Raw genomic sequence first — 23,624 nt, forward strand, 5'->3', positions numbered from 1 at the left:
GCTACAGATGTAAAGGCAGTAATGTCATAGTCGAGTAGTACTAATAACCCGTAAGCTTATGTACGATCCTCCGGGGAGTCCGCTCCCCGGAAGGCACTTTCTAATGCATGTTGTTTTCTTTATCCCAGTGTGTCGATAATATAATGTGACCGATATCCGGTCGCGTAACGGCTTAAGGTGGTTATTGCGGCGGGGCTCACCTCTTCCCATCCCGAACAGAGAAGTTAAGCCCGCCTGCGCAGATGGTACTGCAATCTTGTGGGAGAGTATGTCGCTGCCTTTCTTTTGAGAAGTCCTTTACTGAAAAAGTAAAGGACTTTTTTGTTTATGGGTGCAGCGCAGTTCGGCCGAAGGCCTCGGGCCGCTGCCTTTCTTTGGACCCGAGGCCTTGGGCCGAACCGGCGAAGCAAACCCTTCATCAACCGATGAGGGGTTTTTTGTTTTATGTGCCTTTCGGGAATCGGAGTTCCTTATCCGGGATACCGCGTGAGGGATGGCGGCATGTGTTTGAGCTCTTTTTGCCGCACGGTCGCCGCTTTCCACACCAAGTCCGCAGCAAAAAAGCGAGTGCCGACGGTCCGACGGCGGCTCCTCGACTGCGCTCGGAGCCGCAACCGTCTTCTTCCACCGCAAACGCCACCGGAAAAGGCCGCCGGCACGCCCAAATCAAATAAAATCCAATCCTATTTTTTGAAAAAGAGCGGAATTTTCGGGAGAATGGGTTCTTTTTGCTCTCGAGGGTCTTCGGCAAGAAGCCTTTGACCGAACCGGCGAACAAATCTTTTATAAACAGATTAGTAATTGCTGCCTTCATGACTCCCCGAACCGCGAAAAATACAAAGCATTATGGGGGAAGAAGTCTCTACAACGAATATGGGAAAGGAACGGGAGCTCCTCGACTGCGCTCGGAGCCAAAAAAGTGCTTAATCGTTAGATGTTCACTAGTTACATCTCTATAAAGTTTCATTCCTTATAACCAATGGTATAGGTGCAAAAAAAACCGGAGAAATCCGGTTTTCTTATCAATAAAATCTTTCGTTATTTACCCAGAATCAGCACGATCTTATTAAAGTCGGCAGCGGCGTTGATGACCGAGCGATATTCTTCGAAAATCGATAAAGGATAGTGGATTACATTGTAATATTCAATATTGTCGACAGTAATGATATTGTCTTTTAGTTCAAATTTACTTGTAAAGGCAGCTTCAGTTTTTCCATTTACCAATGCTTTATAGTCCATGTTGAACTTCTCAAGATTCTTGATGACCGTTCCTTTAGGTGTAATGATTTTAATAGTGCGCGTGTATGAATGTGGATAATCGATTTCGACAGGCATCAAGCGTTTCGTTTCTTGGTACAGCTCCATTTGCCTGCCTATGACCTGACCGGCCGAAAACAAGTAACTCTCTCCTGCTTTCTTTACCAAATCCTTTCCTTCGAAAGTCACATTCAGGACAAATGGTTTTTTGCCAATAAATTCCGTACCGTCATTTTCGGCAGTCAAGGTCTTGTATTGTGTGTCGACGGTATAGTTTTTAGCGATTTCCTTGAGTAACGTCTTGTAATCTTCTGCCGAACTGAAATCTTTTACGGGCTGGAAATTCATAGCCGAATATCCGCCAAACGAAATACGGTCGGTAATGATAGGATTTGATATATCTTTCGAGAAATCTATCGTAATCTCCATGACATCGTGTGTAATATCTGTACCTGGTACTTCTATGAAATTGATCTCCCCGATTCCGGTGTTCATGCCACCAAAACTTCGACTTTTAATGAACAGACCGTTGTTTGAAGCGAGTTCTGCCGGGAAAAGTGGGATGCGATATTCCACTTCAGTAGGAGTAAGGAATTTCTTTATTGAAGGAAAATAGAACAAAAGCTCGCTGAGATTCTCATAACTTTCGAATTCCTTATCAAATGGGACTTTATAACGGTTCGAGGTCATCACAAGTTGGTTTTCTATATCCATTTTTGAGAAAACGGCCACGTAAACACGCAAGAGATCCACTTGGTTGGCTTGCCGGCTTTTAAGGATGTCCTGGATTTCTTTTTGGTCGTCAATGTACCTGCTGTAATTTATGGTCTTTTTGAGTTTGTTTTCTATATTCCAGATTTGTTCCTGCGGATTCGTGGATTTCGGCATGTCTTTACAGAAATCATCGATAGCCTTGAGTTCCTTTTTACTGTATTCCGGATGCAGTCGATCATAGACGTTAGTGGCGAATTCCTTGAAGTTGTACATGTTCTTTGCACCACTGGCTAGGTTTGAATCAAGTTTGTATCGAAAGAGTTTCATCGCGGAATTCTGATTGGAATAACGCTCGCTGTCATCGAAGGCCGAAAGATTCTCGCCTTTTAGGGTAAGAATAGTGGTTTTGGTGTCGGTTTTTTCTTCTCGCGCTGCTTCGGCAAGACCATTGTAGCTTTTGGTCTTGAAAGTAAGATGACTCGGGAACGAAAGTTCGAAAGTGTTTTTTACGATAGGATATTCGCCTTGCATGTGTACCGTTTTGCCATTGAGCTCCGGAGATTCGGACAACAAGAAAATACGTTCGATCACAGCCCCTTTTTCCAGTCCGTTCACAGCAAAATAATTGTATTTCATCCCGCGCTCCTCATCGACTTCCTCTTTAATGTCGCCGGCATTCAATGTTACCGTTTTCCCGTTTTTGAGGATAACGCGAGCTTTGTTGAGCAAGACACTTTCGTCAAGACGGAATGGAAGGTATATCTTATTGTTGCGCTCTACCGCATCGTCGCTATTCAGGAATGTCTTTTCATGGAATAAATAATATTGTACACCCTTATTCTGTTCGGTGGCGATCTGTACTTTGGTATTGCGCTCCAAGATGACCTCCTTTTCGTTTTTGTATTGTTCGGGAACGTTTATGTAAGCGGCTTTTTCATCCCAATCGTACTTTTTGAGCGCCGAATCCTGTGCATTCGACATTAGGGTCAAAAAAAACGCGAGTAGGGATATGCCTGGTTTAAAAAAGCGGTGGACAATCATTTTTCAAGCAGAGTTAAAGTTTGTGAATAGATGTTTTTGAGTTGTTCGATACTTTGGTTCCATAAAGCGAAATCTTGCTTTTCAAGCAAAAGTTTCTTGGTTTGGATGTCTATAGAGACCGAAACCATTCCAGGCTTTTCAGAATAGGTGAAGCTGGCTGAGAACAGGTTGTTTTCAATTTTGGCATTTTCGGGCAGATGTTTTACAGTTAAGTTCTTCGGCAATTCGATTGTGTAAAATCCTTTATAAGAGGTGAGAAAATCAAATTCATACGAGTATTCGCGTTCGTCTTCAAGCGTGAACTTTTCAAAACGCGGATCCAAGATGAGTCCGATGTACATTTCTTTGTCGATTTTCACGGCATAATCGGCCAGGTCAAAACTATAGTCGATCTGGTAGGGCTTGTCACGTTCGGCAATGTTCGACTCCGTATATTCCTTGAGGTTGAATTTGTTGTTGCCTTTCAGTACGAGGCTCTTGATCATGTCGAAACGCGTTTTGTTCGACGCATCGCCTATTTGTGCCAAGTAGTTGCTGCGCGAATAACCGGAATAGCTCACGTTTCCTTTGCCGATCAACTTGTTTTTATCGATCGTCAGTGTTATTTTTTCGGATGTGTTGTTCGTTTCGGCCGGAACGACGGGAACCGGGATGATCTTATAGGTGTCGCCATCACCTACGAGTGCCTCTTTTCCTTGAATGAACGCCGTAGGAAGCCCGTAAAGTGTTTCGCGGTCGGTCGCGTCGAGGAAAACGAAGTTGCCCTTGTCGTTGAATAGCGCAATCATGTGGTTGTCAACAGCCGGCGTCGAAAGATCCTTATACGAATAAGGAATTTCACGCGTCCCGATCCAGCACACCGAAACGTTCGGGATTCCCGCATAATGGGCCATGCTGGTAATAATGCTCGCCATATCCTTGCAATCGCCGAACTTGCGTTCAAAAACCAAACTGGCTTCGCGCGGGATGAATCCCTCATAACCATTCTCGAATGCTATATATTTGATGTTGTCTTTTACCCAATAGAAAATCTTCTTCATTTTTTCGGCATCGGATGACAAACCCGAAGTGAGGTCGATACTCAGTGATTTAAGCTCGACATCTTCTTTTTTGTTCAAGTCTTTTACAAACGATTGGTAGTATTTGTAAAGCTTGTCGGTGTCATCGAGCACTTCCACTTTGGCACCGTTACACATATAATCTTTTACAAAAAAGTCGATGTGGGGCACGATATGTCTGAAACCCGGTATGTTCGATTCGTATTTGACGGCTTTAGAATCACGCAAAATCCAGCGGTAGACCCATTTGCCTTTTTTTTCGGTTTTAGAGAACTCGATAGAATTGTTGGGATCGTTGAACACGCGATACCCGATATTGATGTCCTTACTTGTTCGGACTTCAAGTACGCATTCTAGCGTAGGCAGGCTGTTTTCGAACATGAAACCCTGCAATAGATACGGATCGAGAAACTCTGTTTTGACGCTGTATACTTTCCGAGCTCCAGGTTGCAGGTTCGGAAAAATCAGTTGGCGTTCCTTGACGTCGTTGTGAAAAACGGAATTTTGACGCGATTGCTTCTCGTTCGATTGTGTCACCTTCATCTTACGTTCTTTGCCTTTGTCGCGAATCACGGAAAACGCATCATATTCCATGAGCTGAACCAACCCAGAATAGGAAAAACTCTCCTCGTTGTTAAGGATGCCATTCTCTGAAAGGATGATAGATTCGTGATAGTTGTCACGGATTACACGCAGTTTTTTCCCGTCGACAAAAATGTCGTACGAGTTTTTGTCTGTAAGGATGAGCTCGTTGGTATCTCCCCATTTCTTTTTATATTCCTCTGTCGACAAATCTTTCTCCTGAGCAAAACAAACTGCGCACAAAAGAGAAAAGATGAAAGCGGGCAGCGCTTTATTTGGTTTCAAGCAGTATGTCTGAATCATAAGTTTTGGTTATTATCGTTCCGTTAGCATACACTTTACACGGACCGTGCAATTCATCGTTCTTTGAAATGGCCGTTAGCCAAGGTTTGCCGTCTTCCTTGAAATACTCCGATAAGCCTTCTTCACGTCCGTCCACGAAATTCTCCTTTTTGTATATTTTTCCGTTCGCATAATAAGCCGTACGGATTCCATTGAGTTGGCCATTGTCGTAAATAGCCTCGAATTCCGGTTTTCCGTCGATTGCGTAAATCATCATTTTTCCGTCAAACTCGCCTTTCTTGAATGTCAGTTCCATTGCGGTTTTTTTGTTCGGATAGGCAGAAATGATCGTGGCCGTTTCTTTTACGACGGGTACTTTTTGGCTAAGTTTTCCCGATGGGTCGAGTGCGATGTAATATTTGAGGATGTCATAATCAAAACCCAATATCAAGATAGGCTCGCCTTTTAAGTTGTAATAGGTCGTTTCTCCTTCGCGGTTCTCATCGAATTGCTTGTAGGTACTCATTTTTGTTCCGTTGTAGAAGTAGTGCGACGAATTACCTGTTTCTTCTCCAAAAACAAAATCGGTTTCGAAGCGTAAAGTGCCCGCGAGATCATAATAACGGTTGAGTCCGTGTTGGACACCGTCGTGGAAATTGAGGTCTACATACAAGTCTCCCGTCGGTCCATATTTTTTATAATGGTTTTGCTTGTCGCCATTCGCATATTCGGCTACTATCCAAGGCTTTCCGGATTTCTCCTTTATGATATAAGCTCCTTGCAACATTCCGTTGACCAAATTGAGTTCGTGCAAGATGTTGCCGCCATAGAATGTGAGTGTCGTTTTTCCTGTTTTGTTTGAATAGTCGAACGAATTTTGCTTTTTTCCCGTTAAATCGAAACTTTCCATGCGTTCCGTAGTTCCTTCGTTGTAAGTGACGATGGAGTTTGGCTGTCCGTTTTGCCAATATTCTACGTTCTTGACCAGTTCACCGTCTTTGTAAAAAGAGACTGAGGAAACCGACCCGTCGGCATAATATGTGGTTGAAGGACCGTTACGTTCGTCCTTGCGGTAAGAAAAGCTTTGGTAGAGTTTCCCGTTTCTGTAAGATTCGTAAATACCCGAAAGGGAATCGTTCACATAATGGCTTATCGACATCGGTCTTCCGTTGCGTTCGTACACGTGTTGTAAACCGGTTTTGGCTCCTTTGTCAAAAATTTCTTTTTCCCTTAAATTTCCGTTGCTGTAGAAGTATTGCCACTGGCCGATTTTTTTACCTTTTTCATATTTACCCAAAGCGGTAGTAACGCCATCGAGGTTTTTAAGGTCATGGCCTTTTTTGGCGATGTCCATCGGTATCGGTTCGGCCTTTCCCGCCTGATACTGTAGCCCCGATTTTATCTGACCGTCCTTGAACAGTTCTTCATAAAATTTGTTTCCGTCGATGTCGAAATAAGTGTAGTTGGCGACTTCTTGCTTGTCATCGTAACGTGTTTCATAAGATTTGTCGCCATTTTCTAAGTAGTGTACGTCGTTTTTGAGGACGCCGTTAGCATAGGTGTAGTCTTCCTTCAATGAGCCGTCCGCATAAAATACTTTGTAGTGCGATTGGATTTTTCCGCCGGAATAATCGGTTTGTGTCTTTACCGATTTCCCATCGAAATATTCGGTATACGAACCTGAGACTTCTCCTGTTTTGTAAAAGGAATCCGAAATCAGTTCTCCTAGCGCATTGAAGGTTTTAAGCGACCCGTCTAATTTTCCCTTTATGTAAGTTGCCTCACTTTTTGTCTTTCCATTTTCGTAAAGACACGTCATTTTGCCGTCGCGTTCGTCGTCTATAAAATTGACTTCGCAGGCTTTTCCTCCATTGACATAATAGGAATTGCTCAATCCGTCCAATTTCCCATTTTTGTAATTCTCGATCGTTTTGATATTCCCATTCGGATAGTAAACCGTACGCTTGCCATCCAATACGCCTTTCGAATAACCTTTTTCTTCATAAAGGTTGCCTTTCTCGTCGTAATATTTTTGTACGCCATCAAGTTCATTGCCAACGAAATTCAATTCGCCTAAAAGGTTGCCGTTGGCATACAGCGATTTGGATTTGCCTTCGGTCAGCCCCTTAACTGTAGCTCCGATGAACGATGACTTGCCGGCTTTAAGATAAATCACCACCTCTTTTTTCTCGCCGAAAACATCTAGCGTCCGTTTTGCGAAAACCGGCCAAAAATCGGTCTCTATGAAATTGGCTTTAAAAGCGCTTATTTTTTTCTTTTGAGAAGTGATCTTGCTGCCAAGTTTCTGCTCCATGCTCAAAAGCATATAGTACGAAAATCCCTCAAACTGATTTTTTCGCGCCATTTCAGAAAGCCAAGGACCATAAGTAGTTTCGAAGAATCCTTCGCCGTATTTGTGCTCGGGAAAATACTCGATGAGTGCTTGCATCTGCCTGGTGATCACATCATCGATTTCAGACTTGACCTTATAGGCGCTTTTCAAAGCGAGTTGATTGCGCAAGATTTCCTGGATCTCGCTAAAATCATCACCTTTTTCCGAGAACACGAGATTGCTTTGGCTAAGGTAGTTCTCTCCGAATTTTGCATTGAGCTTCAGAATAGCCTGTTCTGCACCACCTCCATCGGGGGCAATCACGAGATACGACAACAACGCAAGTGAGCCTTCAACGACATGGCCTTCCTCGAGCGCTATGAGCCCCAAGAGATAATGCGACCCCGCGTGGTTGGGATTCAGCGTGACCGATTTTTTGAGTACATCGATGCTTTTTTGGCGTTCTTGCTTGCGAACATACAGCAACGCCATGTTGTACAATAACGGTCCGGCGTTGGGCGCAAGTTTCTCGCTTTCTTTGAATAGTTGTTCTGCTTTGTCGTATTCCTTGTGGTCACTAAGAAAACTCCCATAGCTCATGAGGAAATCGGTATCGTTGGCCATAAGCCCATCCGCATACGCTTTTTCATAGATTTTGCGTGCTTCGTCTTCTTTTTTCTGGTATGCATACGTCATCGCTTTTTCGTATAACGCATTTTTGTACAAAGGATCGATAGGATTTATCTGCTCGTATTTTCGAATGGCCTCCTCATATTTTTGAGCATCGTGAAGATCGTTTCCTTCGCGAATAAATTGGCTAGAATCGTAAACGAATGAATAGTCGGTTTGGGCAAAGCAAACGAAGCCAAGCCCAAGGAGTAGGGAAGAGAAGTACTTTTTCATGTAATGTTTGGTTGGGGTCAAATATAATTTTTTTGGAAATAACATCAAGCGATGCAAGCCAAAATCGAACAATCAGCCTAATGTGTCTTGCTACGGCAAAAAAGGATTGATAAGCGAATCGATTTTGGTCGAAATGATTTGTTTGTGGTAAGATGTAAAGCGGTCTCGGATTTTAACTTCTTAATATGCTGAATTTTAACCCAAAATCGATATATTTGGACTTCAAATTGTTTCACTCATGAAAAAATGTCTGCTTATAATTGCGCTTTTGGTAGGATTTCAGGGCTTTAGCAAAGAAATTCCGGGGCCATCGGTGTTGTTCAGTATTTCAGAAAAAATATTGACTCAGGCACAGCAATTGATTTTTCCTTCTTTCGAGAAGCCCGTGCAGAAGCCGATGAAAGTGAAACCAATCATCAAGGTGAAATCGAAAGTTCCTTTGAAAGTGGTAGATTCGGCGCCTCAAGAAAAACCAGCCGTTCAGGCTTCAACCGTTAAGGTAAAACGCGACGGTATGTTCATCACTACAGAATAAAAGATATCATATAAATAAAAATCCCGCCTTGTGAGCGGGATTTTTTATGGATTAAAGTTGGAGGTTAGGCCAACATCGTAACCGGATTTTCGATAAACTGTTTAAGCGTCTGTAGGAATTGTGCTCCAGTCGCTCCGTCAACAGTCCTGTGGTCGCAAGCCAACGTCACTTTCATGATGTTTCCGACGACGATCTGTCCGTTTTTCACCACCGGTTGTTCCTTGATCGCGCCTACCGATAAGATAGCGGAGTTCGGTTGGTTGATGATCGACGTGAATTCAGAAATCCCAAACATACCAAGGTTGGAAACGGTAAACGTACTTCCTTCCATCTCGGCTGGTTGTAGTTTTTTGTTTTTCGCGCGTCCAGCAACGTCTTTTACATTCGCGCCGATTTGCGTAAGCGTTTGCTGGTCGGCAAATTTCAATACCGGAACGAGCAAACCGTCCTCAACGGCAACGGCAACACCGATGTTCACGTGATGATGGATCAAAGTCACATCGTCTTTCCACTGCGAATTCACTTTCGGATGCTTTTTAAGCGCCATCGCGCAAGCTTTGATCACCATATCATTGAACGATACTTTGGTGTCTGGCAAACCGTTTATTTGGTTTCTCGCGGCGATCGCATTGTCCATATCCAACTCGATGGTCAGATAGTAGTGTGGCGCCGTGAATTTCGATTCCGACAAACGACGCGCGATAGTCTTGCGCATTTGCGAATTCTTGATTTCTTCGGTATACGTTTCCCCAGCCGGAACAAATGGCTTCACGGCAGCAGTAGCTTCGGCTTTCGGAGCTTCGGCTTGTGGTTGTGCTTGAGTTGCTTGAGCGGCAGGTTGGAAGTTTTCGATATCGGCTTTGACGATACGTCCGTTTTCGCCCGATCCTTTTACCTGTGCGATGTTGATACCTTTTTCCTCGGCGATTTTCTTGGCCAACGGGGAAATAAAGATGCGACGTCCGTCTGAAACCACTTCTACAGGAGCTTCGGTTTTTTCAGAAGAGTCTGCTTTACTTTCAGTTTTGGCTTCTTCTTGCTTATCTGCAGTCGGAGCAGGTGCAGCACCGCCTTTTTTGAAGTTTTCGGCAACTCCGCTTACATCGGTTCCTTCAGGCCCGATAACGGCCAAAAGGCTATCTACAGGAGCGGTTTCGCCTTCTTTCACGCCAACGAAAAGCAAAGTTCCCGCCTGGAAAGATTCGAATTCCATTGTCGCTTTGTCGGTTTCGATTTCGGCAAGGATGTCACCTTCTGAAACTTTATCACCTACTTTTTTAAGCCAGGTCGCAACAGTTCCGTCGGTCATCGTGTCGCTCAAACGAGGCATGGTCACTACGGTAACTCCGGCAGGTAACGATGTACTTGCTGGTTTTGCGTCTTCTTTTTTATCGTCAGATTTGGCTTCGGCCGCAGGCTTGCTTTCCGCTTCGGGCTTAGCTTCTTCTTTTTTCGGTTCTTCGGTTTTTGGAGCTGCAGATGCACCGCCTCCGGCCAAAAGAGCCGAAATATCTTCTCCCTCGTTTCCGATGATGGCCAACATGGCATCTACTGGAGCGGTTTCGCCGGCTTGGATACCGATATGCAACAAGGTGCCGGAATTGAAAGACTCGAATTCCATCGTGGCTTTGTCAGTTTCGATTTCGGCAAGGATATCACCTTCAGAAATCTTATCGCCCACTTTCTTGAGCCAGGTCGCCACAGTTCCCTCGGTCATGGTGTCGCTGAGGCGTGGCATGGTTATAACTGTTGCCATAATTAAAGTCTGTGAGGGATGAATGGATAATTTTCTTGCTCGTAAACCACGTCATAAAGCTGTTGTGCTTCCGGGAACGGAGATTCCTCGGCGAATTTTTCGCATTCGTCAACAAGGGTTTTCACGCGTTCGTCCATAGCTGCGATTTCTTCGTCCGTGGCGTATTTCTGGTCTTTGATCACGTCAAGCACTTGCGTGATCGGGTCGATTTTTTTGTATTCCTCGACCTCCTCTTTCGTGCGGTACAATTGCGCATCGGACATCGAGTGTCCGCGGTAACGGTACGTTTTCATTTCAAGGAAAGTAGGTCCGTCACCACGACGCGCGCGCTCGATGGCTTCGTGCATGGCTTCGGCAACTTTCACCGGATTCATTCCGTCAACCGGTCCGCAAGGCATTTCATAACCCAAACCAAGTTTCCAGATATCGGTGTGGTTTGCGGTTCTTTCAACCGAAGTTCCCATTGCGTAACCGTTGTTCTCTACGATGAAAACCACCGGAAGTTTCCACAGCATCGCCATATTGAACGCTTCGTGCAACGAACCTTGACGCGCCGCTCCGTCTCCGAAATAGGTCAAGGTAACGCCGCCCGTGTTGAAATATTTATCGGCAAAAGCGATTCCGGCACCAACCGGGATTTGTGCCCCGACGATTCCGTGACCGCCGTAAAATCCGTGTTCTTTAGAGAAGATGTGCATTGATCCGCCCATACCTTTTGAAGTTCCCGTAACTTTTCCGAGCAATTCGGCCATTACTTTTTTAGGATCTACGCCCATTCCGATCGGCTGGACGTGGTTGCGGTAAGCGGTGATCATTTTGTCTTTGGACAAGTCCATGGCGTGAAGCGCTCCTGCCAGAACGGCTTCCTGACCATTGTATAGGTGAAGAAATCCTCTTACTTTTTGTTGGATATAAAGCGCTGCGAGTTTGTCTTCGAACTTCCTCCAGAACAGCATATCTTCATACCATCTCAGATATACATCTTTAGTTACTTCTTTCATTTGAAAATTAAGCTAAATGATTAGTGTGTTTGTACTTTCTAAAGTCAACGCAAAAGGTTTCCTCACACGAATTTGCGAAGAGCAAAAATAAGATTTTCCGACCAGTCAGAAAAATTAAAAGAAGTGTAATTTTTTACCTCACAGGAAGTTTTTATCGAATGTGAAAGGAAGTAGGTTTTTTAGCGAATCCGACTTGAAAACGCCTCCCGTTTCGCCCATGAAATAAATCTCGATCGGGCTGTCCTGGCGGATTTCGTATTCGGCGATCGATTGCCTGCAGGCGCCGCATGGCGGAATAGGGGAAGTCGTCGGATTGGTATCCGAAGCAGCCGAAATCGCCATCTTGAGGATTTTCGCATCCGGATAGGTCGCACCTGCGTGGAAAACCGCGACGCGTTCGGCACAAAGCCCCGACGGATAAGCCGCATTTTCCTGGTTCGAACCGATCACGATCTTGCCGTTGTCGAGCGCAATCGCCACACCGACTCGGAAATGCGAATAGGGTGCATAGGCATTCTTTCGTGCTTCAACCGCTTTTGTCATAAGCTCGGCCACGTCTTTCGGAAGTTCGTCGGTCGATTCAAAAGCCTGAAACGATGTTGTAATCTTGATTTCTTTCATCCAAACGGTCTATTATCTTTTCGTCTAATTATAGCGGAAAAAAAATCCAAATCGCCTTTCGGAAATTTGGATTCGTTCATTGTTTTTATGCTGATTCTAGTTTTCTTCCCATTTCTCACCGAAGTTGAAACTAAGCGAGAAACGAAGCGTATTCTCGAGCGGGTTGCGCACTTTCGATGCAGAGAACAGATACGAAACGTCGATCTTTACGATGTTGTATCGGAAACCGGCTCCAAGCGAGAAGAACTTACGCGCGCCTTTTTCCTTGTTTTCGTTGAAATACCCGAGGCGAAACGCAAATGAATCCTGGTAAAGGTATTCGGCACCGACCGAATAGGTGACTTCTTTAAGTTCTTCGCTGAATCCGTCTGGTGCATCGCCGAATGATTGGAAAATACCCGAAACCCAGTTGATGTTGCGGTATTCCTCGTTGTTCGCGATTTCGGCGTTCGTGGCTTCGGTGTTGTCGATCTCACCGTCTCCGTTCGCGTCGAATTTCGCGTAATCGGGAATTTGCGGAGTCGGAACCAAAAGTTTCGTGAATTCCAATCCGACGCCTACTTTGTTGTATTCGTCAAGGATGAAATCGAAGCCTCCGCCGATTCTCATGTTGGCCGGAAGGAAGTTCGCGTTGGTATCGTCTTCAGAAATGTCGTATTTGATCTTAGGGCCCAAGTTCTGGAAGTTGAAACCCAATCTCCAACGGCCGTTGAAGTCGTTATAGGCGATTTCTTCCGATTGGTAATAACCGGAGATGTCGAATGCAAAAGTGCTTGCCGGTTTCACGTCGTTGTTTTCAGACGGAATCTTCAAAGCCGAGCGGATGTAACGGCCGGCGACCGACATGGAAAACCGCTCGCTGAGTTTCAACGCGTAGGCCACGTCCAAAGCCAGTTCGTTAGGCTTTACGACCTGAGCAGGATCGTCGAAGTTCTGACGCAATTCGATTTCACCAAGCGAAAAGTAACGCAAGCTTCCCGCAAAGGCGCTTCGTTCGCTGTATCGGTTGAAGTACGTGACTTGCCCTAATGAAATATCGTTCACCAATTCGGTCAGATATGGTGTATAGTTTACCGAAAAACCTTGCTTGTCCAGCGAGAAAGCGAATTTTGCGGGATTGTATTGCATAGAGAATGCGTCGGGCGAAGTCGCTACGCCTTGGTCGGCCATACCCGCAGAACGCGCATCGGCGGCAATCAAAAGGAACGGAACTCCTGTGGTGATTACCCTGTCGGTCTCTTCAATCTGTGCGGTGGAAATCTGTATGGCGAACAAACAAAGTAAGGAAATAGCAATTTTTCTCATTCTGAATTTTTGAATAGGATTAACAAATATAGTATTTTATTAAAGTATCACAAGTTTCTCGATCTTTTCAGACTTGGTGTTGGTCAGCGTCGATCGCACGGTCAATTTGTAGATGTAGACGCCCTTTCCGATGCGGTCGCCAAAATCGTCTTTTCCGTCCCAGGTCACTTCACGCGACAAAAATCCGTCGGTATTGACGACTTGGTTTTTAGTCCAGACGACTTTTCCGGTAACGGTCATCACCTGAACCTGTACGTCGAGCGGCTCGAACGGTTTGTTGTGCGAAAACCAGAATTGCGTATACGTCGTGAACGGGTTCGGATAATTTAAAACGTTGGTAAGCGTGATTTTATCGTCCCCGACGACCACAAATTGTATTTCGGCCACGATCGGATTGTTGTAAACGTCCCAAGCCTTGAACGTGATCGTGTGCAATCCCTTGGCCAAATTGCGGAACGGATAACGCACTTGTCCTTTTTTATAATTGTCGAGTTCGGCCTCGTAATAATCGTTCATGATGTAAGGATTGGCCTCGTCACCGTCGAGAATCGCGATGATGTCGTGTCCGATGCCACTCGCCGTATTGATACCGTTTTCGTCTTCGAGGAACGCGAGGAATATCGGATTTTCGTTCGTGATACCACCGTTGACGAACGTGCGGTCGTTCATGTAAAGTTGTACGGTCGGGCCGATGTTGTCTTCAGCCGCGCTCGTATTGATTCCGCCGACTTTGATCGTCGTGTCGTAACCCGTTTTGTCCAAAAGGATCTGGTTGCGTTTCGAATAGAAACTGATGCGCCCGTTTCCTAAAGGAATCCTGATGTCGCGAGGCACTACGAATCCGACCTGAAATTGGCCGTTAGCTACGGTCGCGTTTCCTCGGAAAATGGTTTCGCCCAACGTAATGAAGTTCATCACGCTGTTCATATTGTCGTTGTCGAGCGTGGTCCTTTGGATGTTCTTGTCGAAAACCGTTACCGAAATCTCGCCGTTGTAATTCGGCAACGGTGTGTTGAACTCGTCGGTCACTTCACCATTGAGCTTGATATGATCGAGCGACTGGAAATCATCGATCGGGCCTGTTATAGGCGCATCATTTACGGCGGTAAGCCTGATTTGCGGTTTCGGCACGGCAAGCATCATCGCCGGATCTCCCAAAAATGTGATGATATTGGTATTGATCGCGATACCTATCGAGGCCGATTTGGCCTGTCGCAACGCTTCCGCAATAGAAACATACGTGTTCGTGCTGTTGCCGTTTACATACGAAAGCAAATATTCCGATAAAGTATCGTTGAAATCCTGAGCGGCGCCTTGACCGATAGAGCGCACCGTCGTAATCATCGAAACCGCACCTCCTCTAGGATTCCAGAACGTGTATTCGCCCGCCGTCGGACGATACGGATTGTCGAAACGCGAGAATTCGCAAGTGATCGTAATGAAAAGCGGATACTTGTAGCGATTGCTCAAATTCTGTCCGTCTTCCTTGATCCAGACGCGCTCGGCTGAAAGTCCGTCCTCGCCGCCGTGACCTAAATAATTAAAGACAAGCGCTCCTTTTTCGAACGCGTTGAACATGTCCTGGCGCGCTTTCGGGTAACGTGCGCCTCCCGCGGCGGTTTCCTGTTCGTAAGAATCGAGATAGATTTTTTCAAGATTCAGGAAAGGTTTGGCTGCAGCGATGTCTGTAGCGAGTTGATTTTGACGGGTTTGGAGCTGGACGTCGGACTCTTTGTCGGCATCGTCGGAAATCAACACATAATTATTACGCCAGCCACCATAAGATTTAAGATCGTGGTAATCGATGACTTTCATCACCAATTCGTCGGCCTGGGAAGCATCGTTGGCAATGATGCGTCCGACGGCCACATCGATTCCGCCCAAGTCGAGCACGGGAGAGCCGTAAGCATCCAGAAGTCCTTCGTCGTCGTTGAGCATTCCGAAAAAGTCATCGGTCACAAAAGAACGTTCGCCCGTGTCGAAGCTGTAAAGCGCATGGTAGGCGGGAACGACGTTGGTGTTGTTCGGGATGCGGTTTTTGAAATCGAAAGATGCATCGCCGAAAATACAGATGTACTTGAGCCGGTTTGCCGGCGTCGACGGGTTGTTGTAAACGTAATAAGCGAGATTGCGGATGGCCGCGACGTCCTGTTTTCCGGAAGAAAATTCCTGATAGATCATCTCTGTCGTGACGACCTTGACGTTCAAATTTGAATAAGAACGATGGAAGGCAGCCAGTTTTTCGGCCTGCGTACTGAGTTTGGCAGGTGTAATGATAAGATAATCGACGTCGGCGAACTGTCCTTGCTGATTTTTGAAAATCGTCCCTTTAATATCCTGGTTGGCTACTTTGGACTTCGCTTCCTTTTTTGGAGTGTAATAATCGGAATTGTCCAAAACCACATATTTACGCGTGTCACCAAGCGTTGTATTGAATGAAAAAGAACCTTGGGAGGCGTTCGTGAATTTGGTCGCATTATATAGGTCGGTGATGTCCCAGACCTCGGGAATATTGTTGGCGTTCGTAATCTGGTATTGCCCGACCCCAGAAGTGGCCGAATTGTTGGCCGTGAAATGATATTGTTTGTTGTAACCTTTTAAGGTACGTCTTGCTTTTATGATGATGAAATCCAGATAACCAAGCGATCCGGGTACACCATTATTATTATAGGTAAGTTTGATGGTCATTTCCTCAGCGGCGGGAATCGAGGTCGTAAAAGGAGCTTCGACTGCTTGAGTGCTGCTCTCGAAGAAGATTTGCCCGATCGGAATGTTGCCTATGGTCTGTCCGTTCGATTGGACTTCGAAATTGGTTTGAGTGTAAGCCGCGGCGGCGGTCATGATCTGGATCGATGCCGGTGTCGATGTGACCACTCCCGGAAATTTGAATTCGAACTCCTGTTCGTTTTCTATGTTGAACTGCTCGCCGAACCATCTGCGGCCCAAACGCACGACGTTGACTTTGTCTTCTTCGTGATATTGATAATCTTCAAAATCGGTGAAATTCACAGTAGGCGAAGCGGGTTGTGGTGTTTCCTGTATGCGTTTGCCGTTGTCGCCTTTTGCCGTTACATAATAATAGGAGCGATCCGAAAACTGGTTGATGTGTGTTTGGCTGTCGGAATTCCAATTGTCGACGCCTTCCGCATAAAACAGGATGTAATCTCCCGAGTCGAACTGGCCGTCGGATTCGCCGACGAAATTGATCGCGTTTTCCTCGAGGTCGTAAGATGGCGTGTCGGAATTGCGAAGGCGCAGCATTTGTCCGCCATTTCCGTAAATCTTTATTTTGCGAGGATCCACATTGGTATTCATGCCCAAACTTTGCAGGAATCCTTTCGAAATCTTATAAACGCCCGATTTTTCTACATAGAAGCGATACCAGTCACCGGTAGCCAAAACCGAATTGGTGATTGCATTGACGGTATTCGCTGTTTGAGGACGCGAAGTATTTCCCGAAGAAAAAGCGTAATTGAAAGAGACTAGTTTTTTATAAGCGCCGTTTTCCTTAATAATAGGTGAAACTGTAATAATTGCATAATAGGAATCGCGCGCGTTCTTGTTTTGGAGTTTAGTCTTGACCGAAGTCGGGATTGAAGAGGTTTTTAGGTCGCCCAGTCCGCTTGCTGGTAAATTCTCGTAAACAAGATTGGTGATCTGAAGCGACGCGGGATTGACGGGGCCGTTCTGTGCAATGGATAAACTGTAGGTCAATGCCATGGTCGACTTGTCGAAAATCATGTTGCGAACGTCGAATTGCGGTATCCTTGCCTTGTACTCGCCCGAGACATAATCGCTGTTTTCGAGCCAATGCAATGTGGCTGTCCCGCTTTGTTGTGCGACGCAGTAGTTTGATATGAAAACAATTAGGAAGAGTACGGCTTTTTTCATCAGAAATAGTAACGCGCGGAGCCTGCAATTATTACGGAGCGTAAAAATAATTTATTTGAAGGCATCGGATATAATATTTGAATTAAATTTCCGTTTTCAACGATTATGCGGCAGAAAATGTCGACGAAAAGGGATTATTTTTCAAATAGTGTTGCAGTTTAACGATTTGTTGCTATATTGCGCCACGAAATTTACACCTACTAAAGTATGAAAGTAAACAAAATTATGGCTATCAGACTGTTACTCTCCGTAGTAATAGTGGTCGGGTTTGCTTCTTGTAGCAAGAAGGGGAGTTCTAAGAACACTTCGAGCGCTACAGGATGGAAAATCAACGACAAAAAAGGCGGCTTTCAGTACAATTCAAAGTTCAAGAAGCAGGCGACTGCTCCGGGCCTTGTAATGGTTGAAGGCGGGACTTTTACCATGGGTAAAGTTCAAGACGACGTTATGCACGACTGGAACAACTCCCCGAATCAGCAGCACGTACAATCTTTTTACATGGACGAAACTGAGGTTACCAACCTTATGTACATGGAATACCTTGATTGGTTGAAGCGTGTTTTCCCGCCTGACCAAGAAAACTATCAACACATTTACGAGGGTGCTTGCCCCGATACATTGGTTTGGAGAAACCGTTTGGGTTACAACGAAACCATGACCAATAACTATTTGCGTCACCCGGCTTATGCTAACTATCCTGTAGTTGGTGTTAACTGGATCCAGGCTGTTGAATTCAGTAAATGGAGAACAGACCGCGTGAACGAAAAAACGCTTGAAGACCAAAAGTATCTTAAGAAAGACGCGAAATTGGCTTCGACTCCGGAAAGTTCATTCTCTACAGAAACCTATCTTGCCGCTCCAACCAAAACGTATGGTGGAAACGAAGAGCTTGTTTTGAAAAGAGGTGCAAACGGTCGCTCAAAACCGCAAGGGACGAAAGCTGCCGACGGAACTACTTCTGAGCCGAAGAACGTTTACGCTCAAAGAACTTCAGGTCTTATACTTCCTGAGTACCGCCTTCCAACCGAAGCGGAGTGGGAATATGCAGCTGCAGCCGATATCGGACAGCGCGAGTACAACATCTACAAAGGACAAAAGAAATATCCTTGGTCTGGAAGCTACACACGTTCTGGCAAGCGCCAGGTGCGTGGTGACCAATTGGCTAACTTCAAACAAGGAAAAGGTGACTACGGCGGAATCGCTGGTTGGTCAGATGACGGTGCCGATATCACTAACGTAGTGAAATCATACCCGCCGAACGATTTCGGTCTTTACGACATGGCTGGTAACGTGGCCGAGTGGGTTGCCGACGTTTACCGTCCGATCGTTGACGACGAGGTGAGCGACTTCAACTACTACCGTGGTAACGTCTACATGAAAAATAAAATCGGTGAAGATGGCAAAGTAGAAATCGTTTCTACGGAAAACATCAAATACGATACTTTGGCTAACGGTAAAATCATCGCTAGAAATTTCCCTGGAGAGATCGCAAGAGTTGCAGTTGACGAAAAAGAAACGTACCTACGTGTAAACTTCGACAAGAGCGACAACCGTAACTATCGTGATGGTGATCGTCAATCGACTCGCTACTTCGACTTCGGTGCCGAAGATGCTGCAGCCGATAAAGATCCGACCAAAGCTGCCGACAGCCGTAAAATGTATGATTCACCAGATCACAACGTATCTGCCGATAGCTTGGGTAACATGGTGCGTGAGTACGACAAGTCTAACAAAAGAACGACTTTGATCAACGACGACGTGCGTGTGTACAAAGGAGGTTCTTGGAGAGATCGCGCTTACTGGCTTGATCCTGCACAAAGAAGATACTTCCCGCAGGATATGGCGACAGACTACATCGGATTCCGTTGTGCGATGTCTAGAGTCGGTCCGAAATCAGACAAAAAGAAAAGAGCCAGAAATTAATTTTGGTAAATAATACTTCGAAAAGCCCTATTTTAGGGCTTTTCTTTTTTATAGCATGAACATACCCGAAATCCATAAGCTTTTCCTGAGTTGTAACTCCGTCTCGACAGACACACGTAAAATTGCTCCAAACTCAATGTTTTTTGCGATTAAAGGCGAAAGATTTGATGCCAATACCTTTGCGTCCGAAGCGCTTGAAAAAGGAGCGTCATTCGTGATTCTCGACAATTCCGACTATAAGGTTGATCAAAGAACGATCGTGGTTGAGGATACGCTTACGGCTTTACAACAACTCGCGGCCTATCATCGTCTTTACCTCGGAATTCCTATTGTTGGATTGACGGGCAGCAATGGCAAAACGACTACCAAAGAACTGATCAATGCAGTGTTGTCGCAGAAGTTTAAGACTGGCGCAACGGTAGGCAACCTGAACAATCACATCGGTGTCCCGCTTACGTTGCTTTCTTTTACCGGCGAAACCGAACTAGGAATCGTAGAAATGGGCGCGAACCATCAAAAGGAAATCGAATTCTTGTGCGGCATTGCCCAACCTGATTTGGGCTACATCACCAATTTCGGAAAAGCACATCTCGAAGGTTTCGGTGGGACTGAAGGCGTCATCAAAGGCAAGAGTGAATTGTACGATTATCTGAGAGCGAATGCAAAGAAGGCTATCGTCAATGTCGAGGATGACATCCAAAACGATAAGACAGCCGATTTCGACAGGTATACATTTGGTGTCAATACGAAAGCCGATGTGGTTATCGATGACGTTTCGGCCAACCCTTTCGTAATAACAGGTTATAAGGGAGAAACCATCCATTCGCATCTTATCGGTCTTTACAATTCGAACAACATCAATGCCGCTATCTGTATCGGTCAATATTTCGGGATTTCCGCAACAGCGATAAGGGAAGCGATAGAAGGTTACGTTCCCGCCAACAACAGATCGCAAATCATCACAAAAGGCACAAACGAGATCATCCTCGATGCCTATAACGCCAATCCCAGCAGTATGGCGGCTGCCATCGCGAATTTCGTTCAGATCGAAAAGTCTTCCAAAGCCATGATTTTAGGAGATATGTTCGAGCTAGGGCAAGAATCTGCACAAGAACATAAACAATTGGTGCAATCGCTCGAAGGTCGTGGGATTCCGACGTATTTTATCGGAAAGGACTTTTTCCAAAACCGCATTGATAACACCAATCTACATTTTTATCCCGACTTCGACGCTTTTGTGGCTTCCGGCATCATTTCCGGTTTGATCGGTAAAGTCTTGCTCATAAAAGGCTCGCGCGGCATGGCGCTTGAACGATTGCTCGAATATTTGCCCGTTTAGATTCGCATCAAATATCCGGTAAGGTTTTCCTTTTTGGCTAGATTGAGTTTTTTGCGAAGGCGATAACGCGCCAATTCGACGCCTCCGCCCGAAATGTTCATGATTTCCGCGATTTCCTTGGTCGACATGTTCATAAGCAGATAGGTCGATAGATCGAGTTCTCTTGGCGTAATATCGGGATGGATGTCTTTGAGGCGTTTCAGAAAGTCGAAATGCACGTTCCGGATGTGCTTCTCGAGATCGTTCCAGCTTTTGTCGGCGTTGACTTCCTTGATGATGCTCTTGTTGAGTTTGGTAAGTTGGAATTTGGCGGCTTCATCTAGCGTTTCCGTATCAATTTCCCTCATCTTGTGGATGATGCCGTTCAATACTTTATTTTTCTTGACGACTTGTAAAGAATTGTTGACCAGTTCTTTATCTTTTGAAAGAATCTTGATTTTCAATTTTTCGTTCTGCAGCCGTTCGATTTCCTTTTCGAGTTCATATTGTTCCTGACGGATGCGTGCTTCTTTCTCGAGGTAAATCTTGCGTTGTTCGATCGTTTCGAAGTACTTGTTACGCCTAATTTGCAATCGGACGCGTCGTCGGATGAGATAAATCGATAAAACGGCCAAGCTCAGATAAAGGATATAAGCCAGCCAATGTCTGTACCACGGTGGAGAAACCGTAAAGGTAAAAGCCGAAGGCTCCGATAACACGCCATAGGCATTGCGTACTTTAACGAGCATTTCATAGTCGCCCTCTCGCAAGTTCGTATATTCCTTGACCGACATATTTGTCCAATGGCTCCATTTTTCGTCAAAACCTTTAAGCATATACGAATACTCGACGTTTTCAAGGTTGTCATATAAAGGAGAGGAAAAGACGAATTTCACTTTATTCGACCGATATGGGATTTCATAGGCTATTTTTCCTTTGAGATTGGCGACTTGCAACGTGTCTTCGGGATTTGAAAACGTCCTGATAAAAGCTTTCGGACGTTTGTTTTCGGTTCCCGGCAAATTCGAGTCGAAGTGGGCCAAGCCTTCGGTAAGTCCTATGAGGATGTCGTTCTGGTCGATCGCATTTATAGAAAAATAGTCGTTGACTAAAAAACCTGTAAGGTTTGACAGGCCGGAAACGTTGCTTTGATACGAGCCGTCTGGTTTTTTCTGCAAAAGTCCCATCGACTCATTGAAAACGTACCAAATGTTGCCCAGTTTGTCCTGTTGTACATAACGCGCCGATGGCAGGTTCCTGAACAATGCCGTGTAGTGCTTTTCAGGCGTGAATCCGTCCAAATCGAAAGCATAGGTGTAGAATTTGTTGCCGGTCTGGAAAAATATCTTTCCGTCAAGACGCTGCATACTGCCGATTCCCTTTTTGTCCTTCGCGAGATTCTCGTAGGTTTTAACGGAGCTGAATTTTTTGAAATCGCTGCTGAGCTTCATCCTATAGACCAGATTGTCCTTTTTGAGCCAAACCGTATTGCCGTCCACTTCAAAAGTATTGGCCGATTTGTTCATGCCTTCTATATTATTCACGAAACTCCAATTTCTGCCTTGTTTTCTAAAAATGGCAAATCCTTGGTAATTCGATCCGACATAAAACCCGTCCGTACCCGGAATTTTTTTGATTCCCCAATAGCCGTTCGGATTTAGGTTTTTTACGACTTTGTTGCCTTCGATTTGAAGCAATCCGCGGTTGTGTCCACAAAATAACTGGCCTTCAACTACCTGTATGTTCCAAGCTTGTCCCGTAGTTCCGGGAATGAGATTAAACGAGTCTTCCTGAAAAGGTTTGTTCCATTTGTGACAAAAAAGGCCCTGGTTGGTGGCTACGTATAAATATCCGTCAAAAACAGCCGATGCATAAACGGTACTCAAATCGTAACTCGACCCGAAATAGGTGAATGGGGAACTTTCGTTGATGAAAGCGATCCCGTTGTCGAGACCGAGCCATAAATTGTTTTTGTTGTCTACGAAAGAAGAAAGCACCGTATTGTTCTGGACTCCTTTTTTTCGGTTGATGTGTTGGATGATCTTTCCATTCTTATCGCAAATGATCATGCCGTCGAGGACCGAATTCAATACGATAAAGTTCTTTTGGATAATTTCGCCGCCGAGACAACTGTTTTTTCTCATGAAGGAGTCAGCTTCGGTATCCCAATGTGTAAGTTGTTGATTCTCGTAAAGAAAAAGGCCTTCGTCAATGGTTGCGATGAGCCAACGATTAGGCGACAAAGCGATGATACCCCATACTTCGGTACCATTGAGTGCTTGAGTATTCGGAAGTGTGGTGAACTGACCTTCGTCATATCGCAAAAGGCCATTGATCATATCCTGAAAAATCAAAGCGCCGTTCACCTCGAAAGAGAATTGGAAGCGGTTTGGAGCTTCGGCTTGGCGCAATTGTTTGCCGTCGTAGATGTAATTCTTTTCAAAAGATTGAAAAATCACCTTCCCTTTTATCTCGTGTATTTTCCAAACCAAGTCGATTTGACTCCTATGGTTTTCATTTACCTGCAATGCAAGCGATGTATAGGTAAGCCTGCCTTTGCTGTTGGGCTCGAAGTATCCGAATTCATTATAGCCGCCAACGAATATCTTGTCGCCAATAATTTTTAAACTCCTGATAGCGGCCCTGTTCGGGAGTCGATGCGTGCGCCACGATGAACCATCAAACTGCAGCAGCCCGTCGTTGTTTGCAAAATACATAGTGCCGTTCTTGTCCTGTCCTATACACCAGTTTTGAGTTCCTGCGCGATAATCGGTGCGTTTGAAGTTCGCTATGTCGGGAAGTCCCGTGTTTTTGATTTGGGAAATGCCAATAATTGAATAAAAAAACGCGAAAACGATGTAAATTTTTGAAATCCGACTTTCTACAAACGACATGTTTAAATAAGTGATTTTAAGAGGATTATTTACTACAACGTTGTATTGAAAGGGAATCTATTTTGTAAGGGTGAAACCAATCAATTAACATTTTTGTAACAAGGTAAAAATAAAAATAAATATTTGAAAAACAATTAATTGTCAAAAAAATGATAAGTTTTTGTAGTGGTAAAATTTCTTTTATGATGTGTTTTTGTAAGGATTTGGGTTA

The 23,624-nt window shown here is 45.0% G+C and carries 12 protein-coding genes and 1 rRNA gene; 4 read left to right on the forward strand and 9 right to left on the reverse strand.

The genetic code is table 11. The annotated features are described in order from the left end of the window. The first annotated feature begins 173 nt into the window (after nucleotides 1–173). A 5S ribosomal RNA gene (gene rrf, locus HZF10_RS07365) occupies nucleotides 174–283 on the forward strand. 755 nt (nucleotides 284–1,038) lie between these two features. Here rrf and HZF10_RS07370 read toward each other — a convergent pair. From HZF10_RS07370 to HZF10_RS07380, 3 genes are all read right to left on the reverse strand, one after another. After that, a complete protein-coding gene (locus tag HZF10_RS07370) occupies nucleotides 1,039–2,952 on the reverse strand; it encodes a DUF3857 domain-containing protein (protein ID WP_176005557.1) in 1,914 nt (637 codons plus the stop codon). A 56-nt stretch (nucleotides 2,953–3,008) separates the two neighbouring features. Next, nucleotides 3,009–4,862 (reverse strand): DUF3857 domain-containing protein, encoded by a 1,854-nt coding sequence (locus HZF10_RS07375; RefSeq protein ID WP_176005558.1) that lies wholly within the window; start codon nucleotides 4,860–4,862, stop codon nucleotides 3,009–3,011. 61 nt (nucleotides 4,863–4,923) lie between these two features. Continuing rightward, entirely contained in the window at nucleotides 4,924–8,169 is a 3,246-nt protein-coding gene (locus HZF10_RS07380; RefSeq protein ID WP_176005559.1) for a toxin-antitoxin system YwqK family antitoxin, read from the reverse strand. 238 nt (nucleotides 8,170–8,407) lie between these two features. Between HZF10_RS07380 and HZF10_RS07385 the strand changes: the two genes are divergently transcribed. Further along, a complete protein-coding gene (locus HZF10_RS07385; RefSeq protein WP_176005560.1) occupies nucleotides 8,408–8,704 on the forward strand; it encodes a hypothetical protein in 297 nt (98 codons plus the stop codon). A 64-nt stretch (nucleotides 8,705–8,768) separates the two neighbouring features. Here the strand turns inward: HZF10_RS07385 and HZF10_RS07390 are convergent, their stop codons facing one another. The 5 genes from HZF10_RS07390 to porU all read right to left on the reverse strand — a co-directional run bounded on the left by HZF10_RS07390 (nucleotide 8,769) and on the right by porU (nucleotide 17,278). Then, nucleotides 8,769–10,460, reverse strand: coding sequence for a pyruvate dehydrogenase complex dihydrolipoamide acetyltransferase (locus HZF10_RS07390; protein WP_176005561.1), 1,692 nt, complete (start codon nucleotides 10,458–10,460; stop codon nucleotides 8,769–8,771). Between the two features lie 2 nt (nucleotides 10,461–10,462). Continuing rightward, nucleotides 10,463–11,461 carry a pyruvate dehydrogenase (acetyl-transferring) E1 component subunit alpha gene (gene pdhA / locus HZF10_RS07395; protein WP_176005562.1) on the reverse strand — a complete coding sequence of 333 codons (999 nt, stop codon included), beginning with the start codon at nucleotides 11,459–11,461 and terminating at the stop codon, nucleotides 10,463–10,465. Nucleotides 11,462–11,599: 138 nt separating this feature from the next. Then, the gene (gene cdd, locus HZF10_RS07400; protein ID WP_176005563.1) at nucleotides 11,600–12,082 is read right to left on the reverse strand and encodes a cytidine deaminase; all 483 of its coding nucleotides are present in this window, start codon (nucleotides 12,080–12,082) and stop codon (nucleotides 11,600–11,602) included. A 96-nt stretch (nucleotides 12,083–12,178) separates the two neighbouring features. Next, a complete protein-coding gene (gene porV, locus HZF10_RS07405; protein WP_176005564.1) occupies nucleotides 12,179–13,387 on the reverse strand; it encodes a type IX secretion system outer membrane channel protein PorV in 1,209 nt (402 codons plus the stop codon). 39 nt (nucleotides 13,388–13,426) lie between these two features. Then, nucleotides 13,427–17,278, reverse strand: coding sequence for a type IX secretion system sortase PorU (porU, locus tag HZF10_RS07410; RefSeq protein WP_176005565.1), 3,852 nt, complete (start codon nucleotides 17,276–17,278; stop codon nucleotides 13,427–13,429). Nucleotides 17,279–17,485: 207 nt separating this feature from the next. On the opposite strand from porU, the gene gldJ reads away from it, so the two are divergent. Further along, nucleotides 17,486–19,201, forward strand: coding sequence for a gliding motility lipoprotein GldJ (gldJ, locus tag HZF10_RS07415; RefSeq protein WP_176005566.1), 1,716 nt, complete (start codon nucleotides 17,486–17,488; stop codon nucleotides 19,199–19,201). 55 nt (nucleotides 19,202–19,256) lie between these two features. Continuing rightward, nucleotides 19,257–20,540 (forward strand): UDP-N-acetylmuramoyl-tripeptide--D-alanyl-D-alanine ligase, encoded by a 1,284-nt coding sequence (locus HZF10_RS07420; RefSeq protein WP_176005567.1) that lies wholly within the window; start codon nucleotides 19,257–19,259, stop codon nucleotides 20,538–20,540. On the opposite strand, the gene HZF10_RS07425 is transcribed toward HZF10_RS07420, so the two are convergent. Beyond that, nucleotides 20,537–23,413 (reverse strand): helix-turn-helix and ligand-binding sensor domain-containing protein, encoded by a 2,877-nt coding sequence (locus HZF10_RS07425; RefSeq protein WP_176005568.1) that lies wholly within the window; start codon nucleotides 23,411–23,413, stop codon nucleotides 20,537–20,539. The genes HZF10_RS07420 and HZF10_RS07425 overlap by 4 nt on opposite strands. Nucleotides 23,414–23,624: the final 211 nt, after the last annotated feature.

The sequence above is a fragment of the Flavobacterium agri genome, from assembly GCF_013401995.1.
Lineage (GTDB): Bacteria > Bacteroidota > Bacteroidia > Flavobacteriales > Flavobacteriaceae > Flavobacterium > Flavobacterium agri.

Excerpts from the sequence above, each read along its gene's own strand:
- HZF10_RS07370 (WP_176005557.1), bottom strand. The coding sequence starts at position 2,952 with ATGTCGAATGCACAGGATTCGGCGCTCAAAAAGTACGATTGGGATGAA.
- HZF10_RS07380 (WP_176005559.1), bottom strand. The coding sequence starts at position 8,169 with ATGAAAAAGTACTTCTCTTCCCTACTCCTTGGGCTTGGCTTCGTTTGC.
- HZF10_RS07385 (WP_176005560.1), top strand. The coding sequence starts at position 8,408 with ATGAAAAAATGTCTGCTTATAATTGCGCTTTTGGTAGGATTTCAGGGC.
- HZF10_RS07390 (WP_176005561.1), bottom strand. The coding sequence starts at position 10,460 with ATGGCAACAGTTATAACCATGCCACGCCTCAGCGACACCATGACCGAG.
- pdhA (WP_176005562.1), bottom strand. The coding sequence starts at position 11,461 with ATGAAAGAAGTAACTAAAGATGTATATCTGAGATGGTATGAAGATATG.
- cdd (WP_176005563.1), bottom strand. The coding sequence starts at position 12,082 with ATGAAAGAAATCAAGATTACAACATCGTTTCAGGCTTTTGAATCGACC.
- porV (WP_176005564.1), bottom strand. The coding sequence starts at position 13,387 with ATGAGAAAAATTGCTATTTCCTTACTTTGTTTGTTCGCCATACAGATT.
- porU (WP_176005565.1), bottom strand. The coding sequence starts at position 17,278 with ATGAAAAAAGCCGTACTCTTCCTAATTGTTTTCATATCAAACTACTGC.
- gldJ (WP_176005566.1), top strand. The coding sequence starts at position 17,486 with ATGAAAGTAAACAAAATTATGGCTATCAGACTGTTACTCTCCGTAGTA.
- HZF10_RS07420 (WP_176005567.1), top strand. The coding sequence starts at position 19,257 with ATGAACATACCCGAAATCCATAAGCTTTTCCTGAGTTGTAACTCCGTC.
- HZF10_RS07425 (WP_176005568.1), bottom strand. The coding sequence starts at position 23,413 with ATGTCGTTTGTAGAAAGTCGGATTTCAAAAATTTACATCGTTTTCGCG.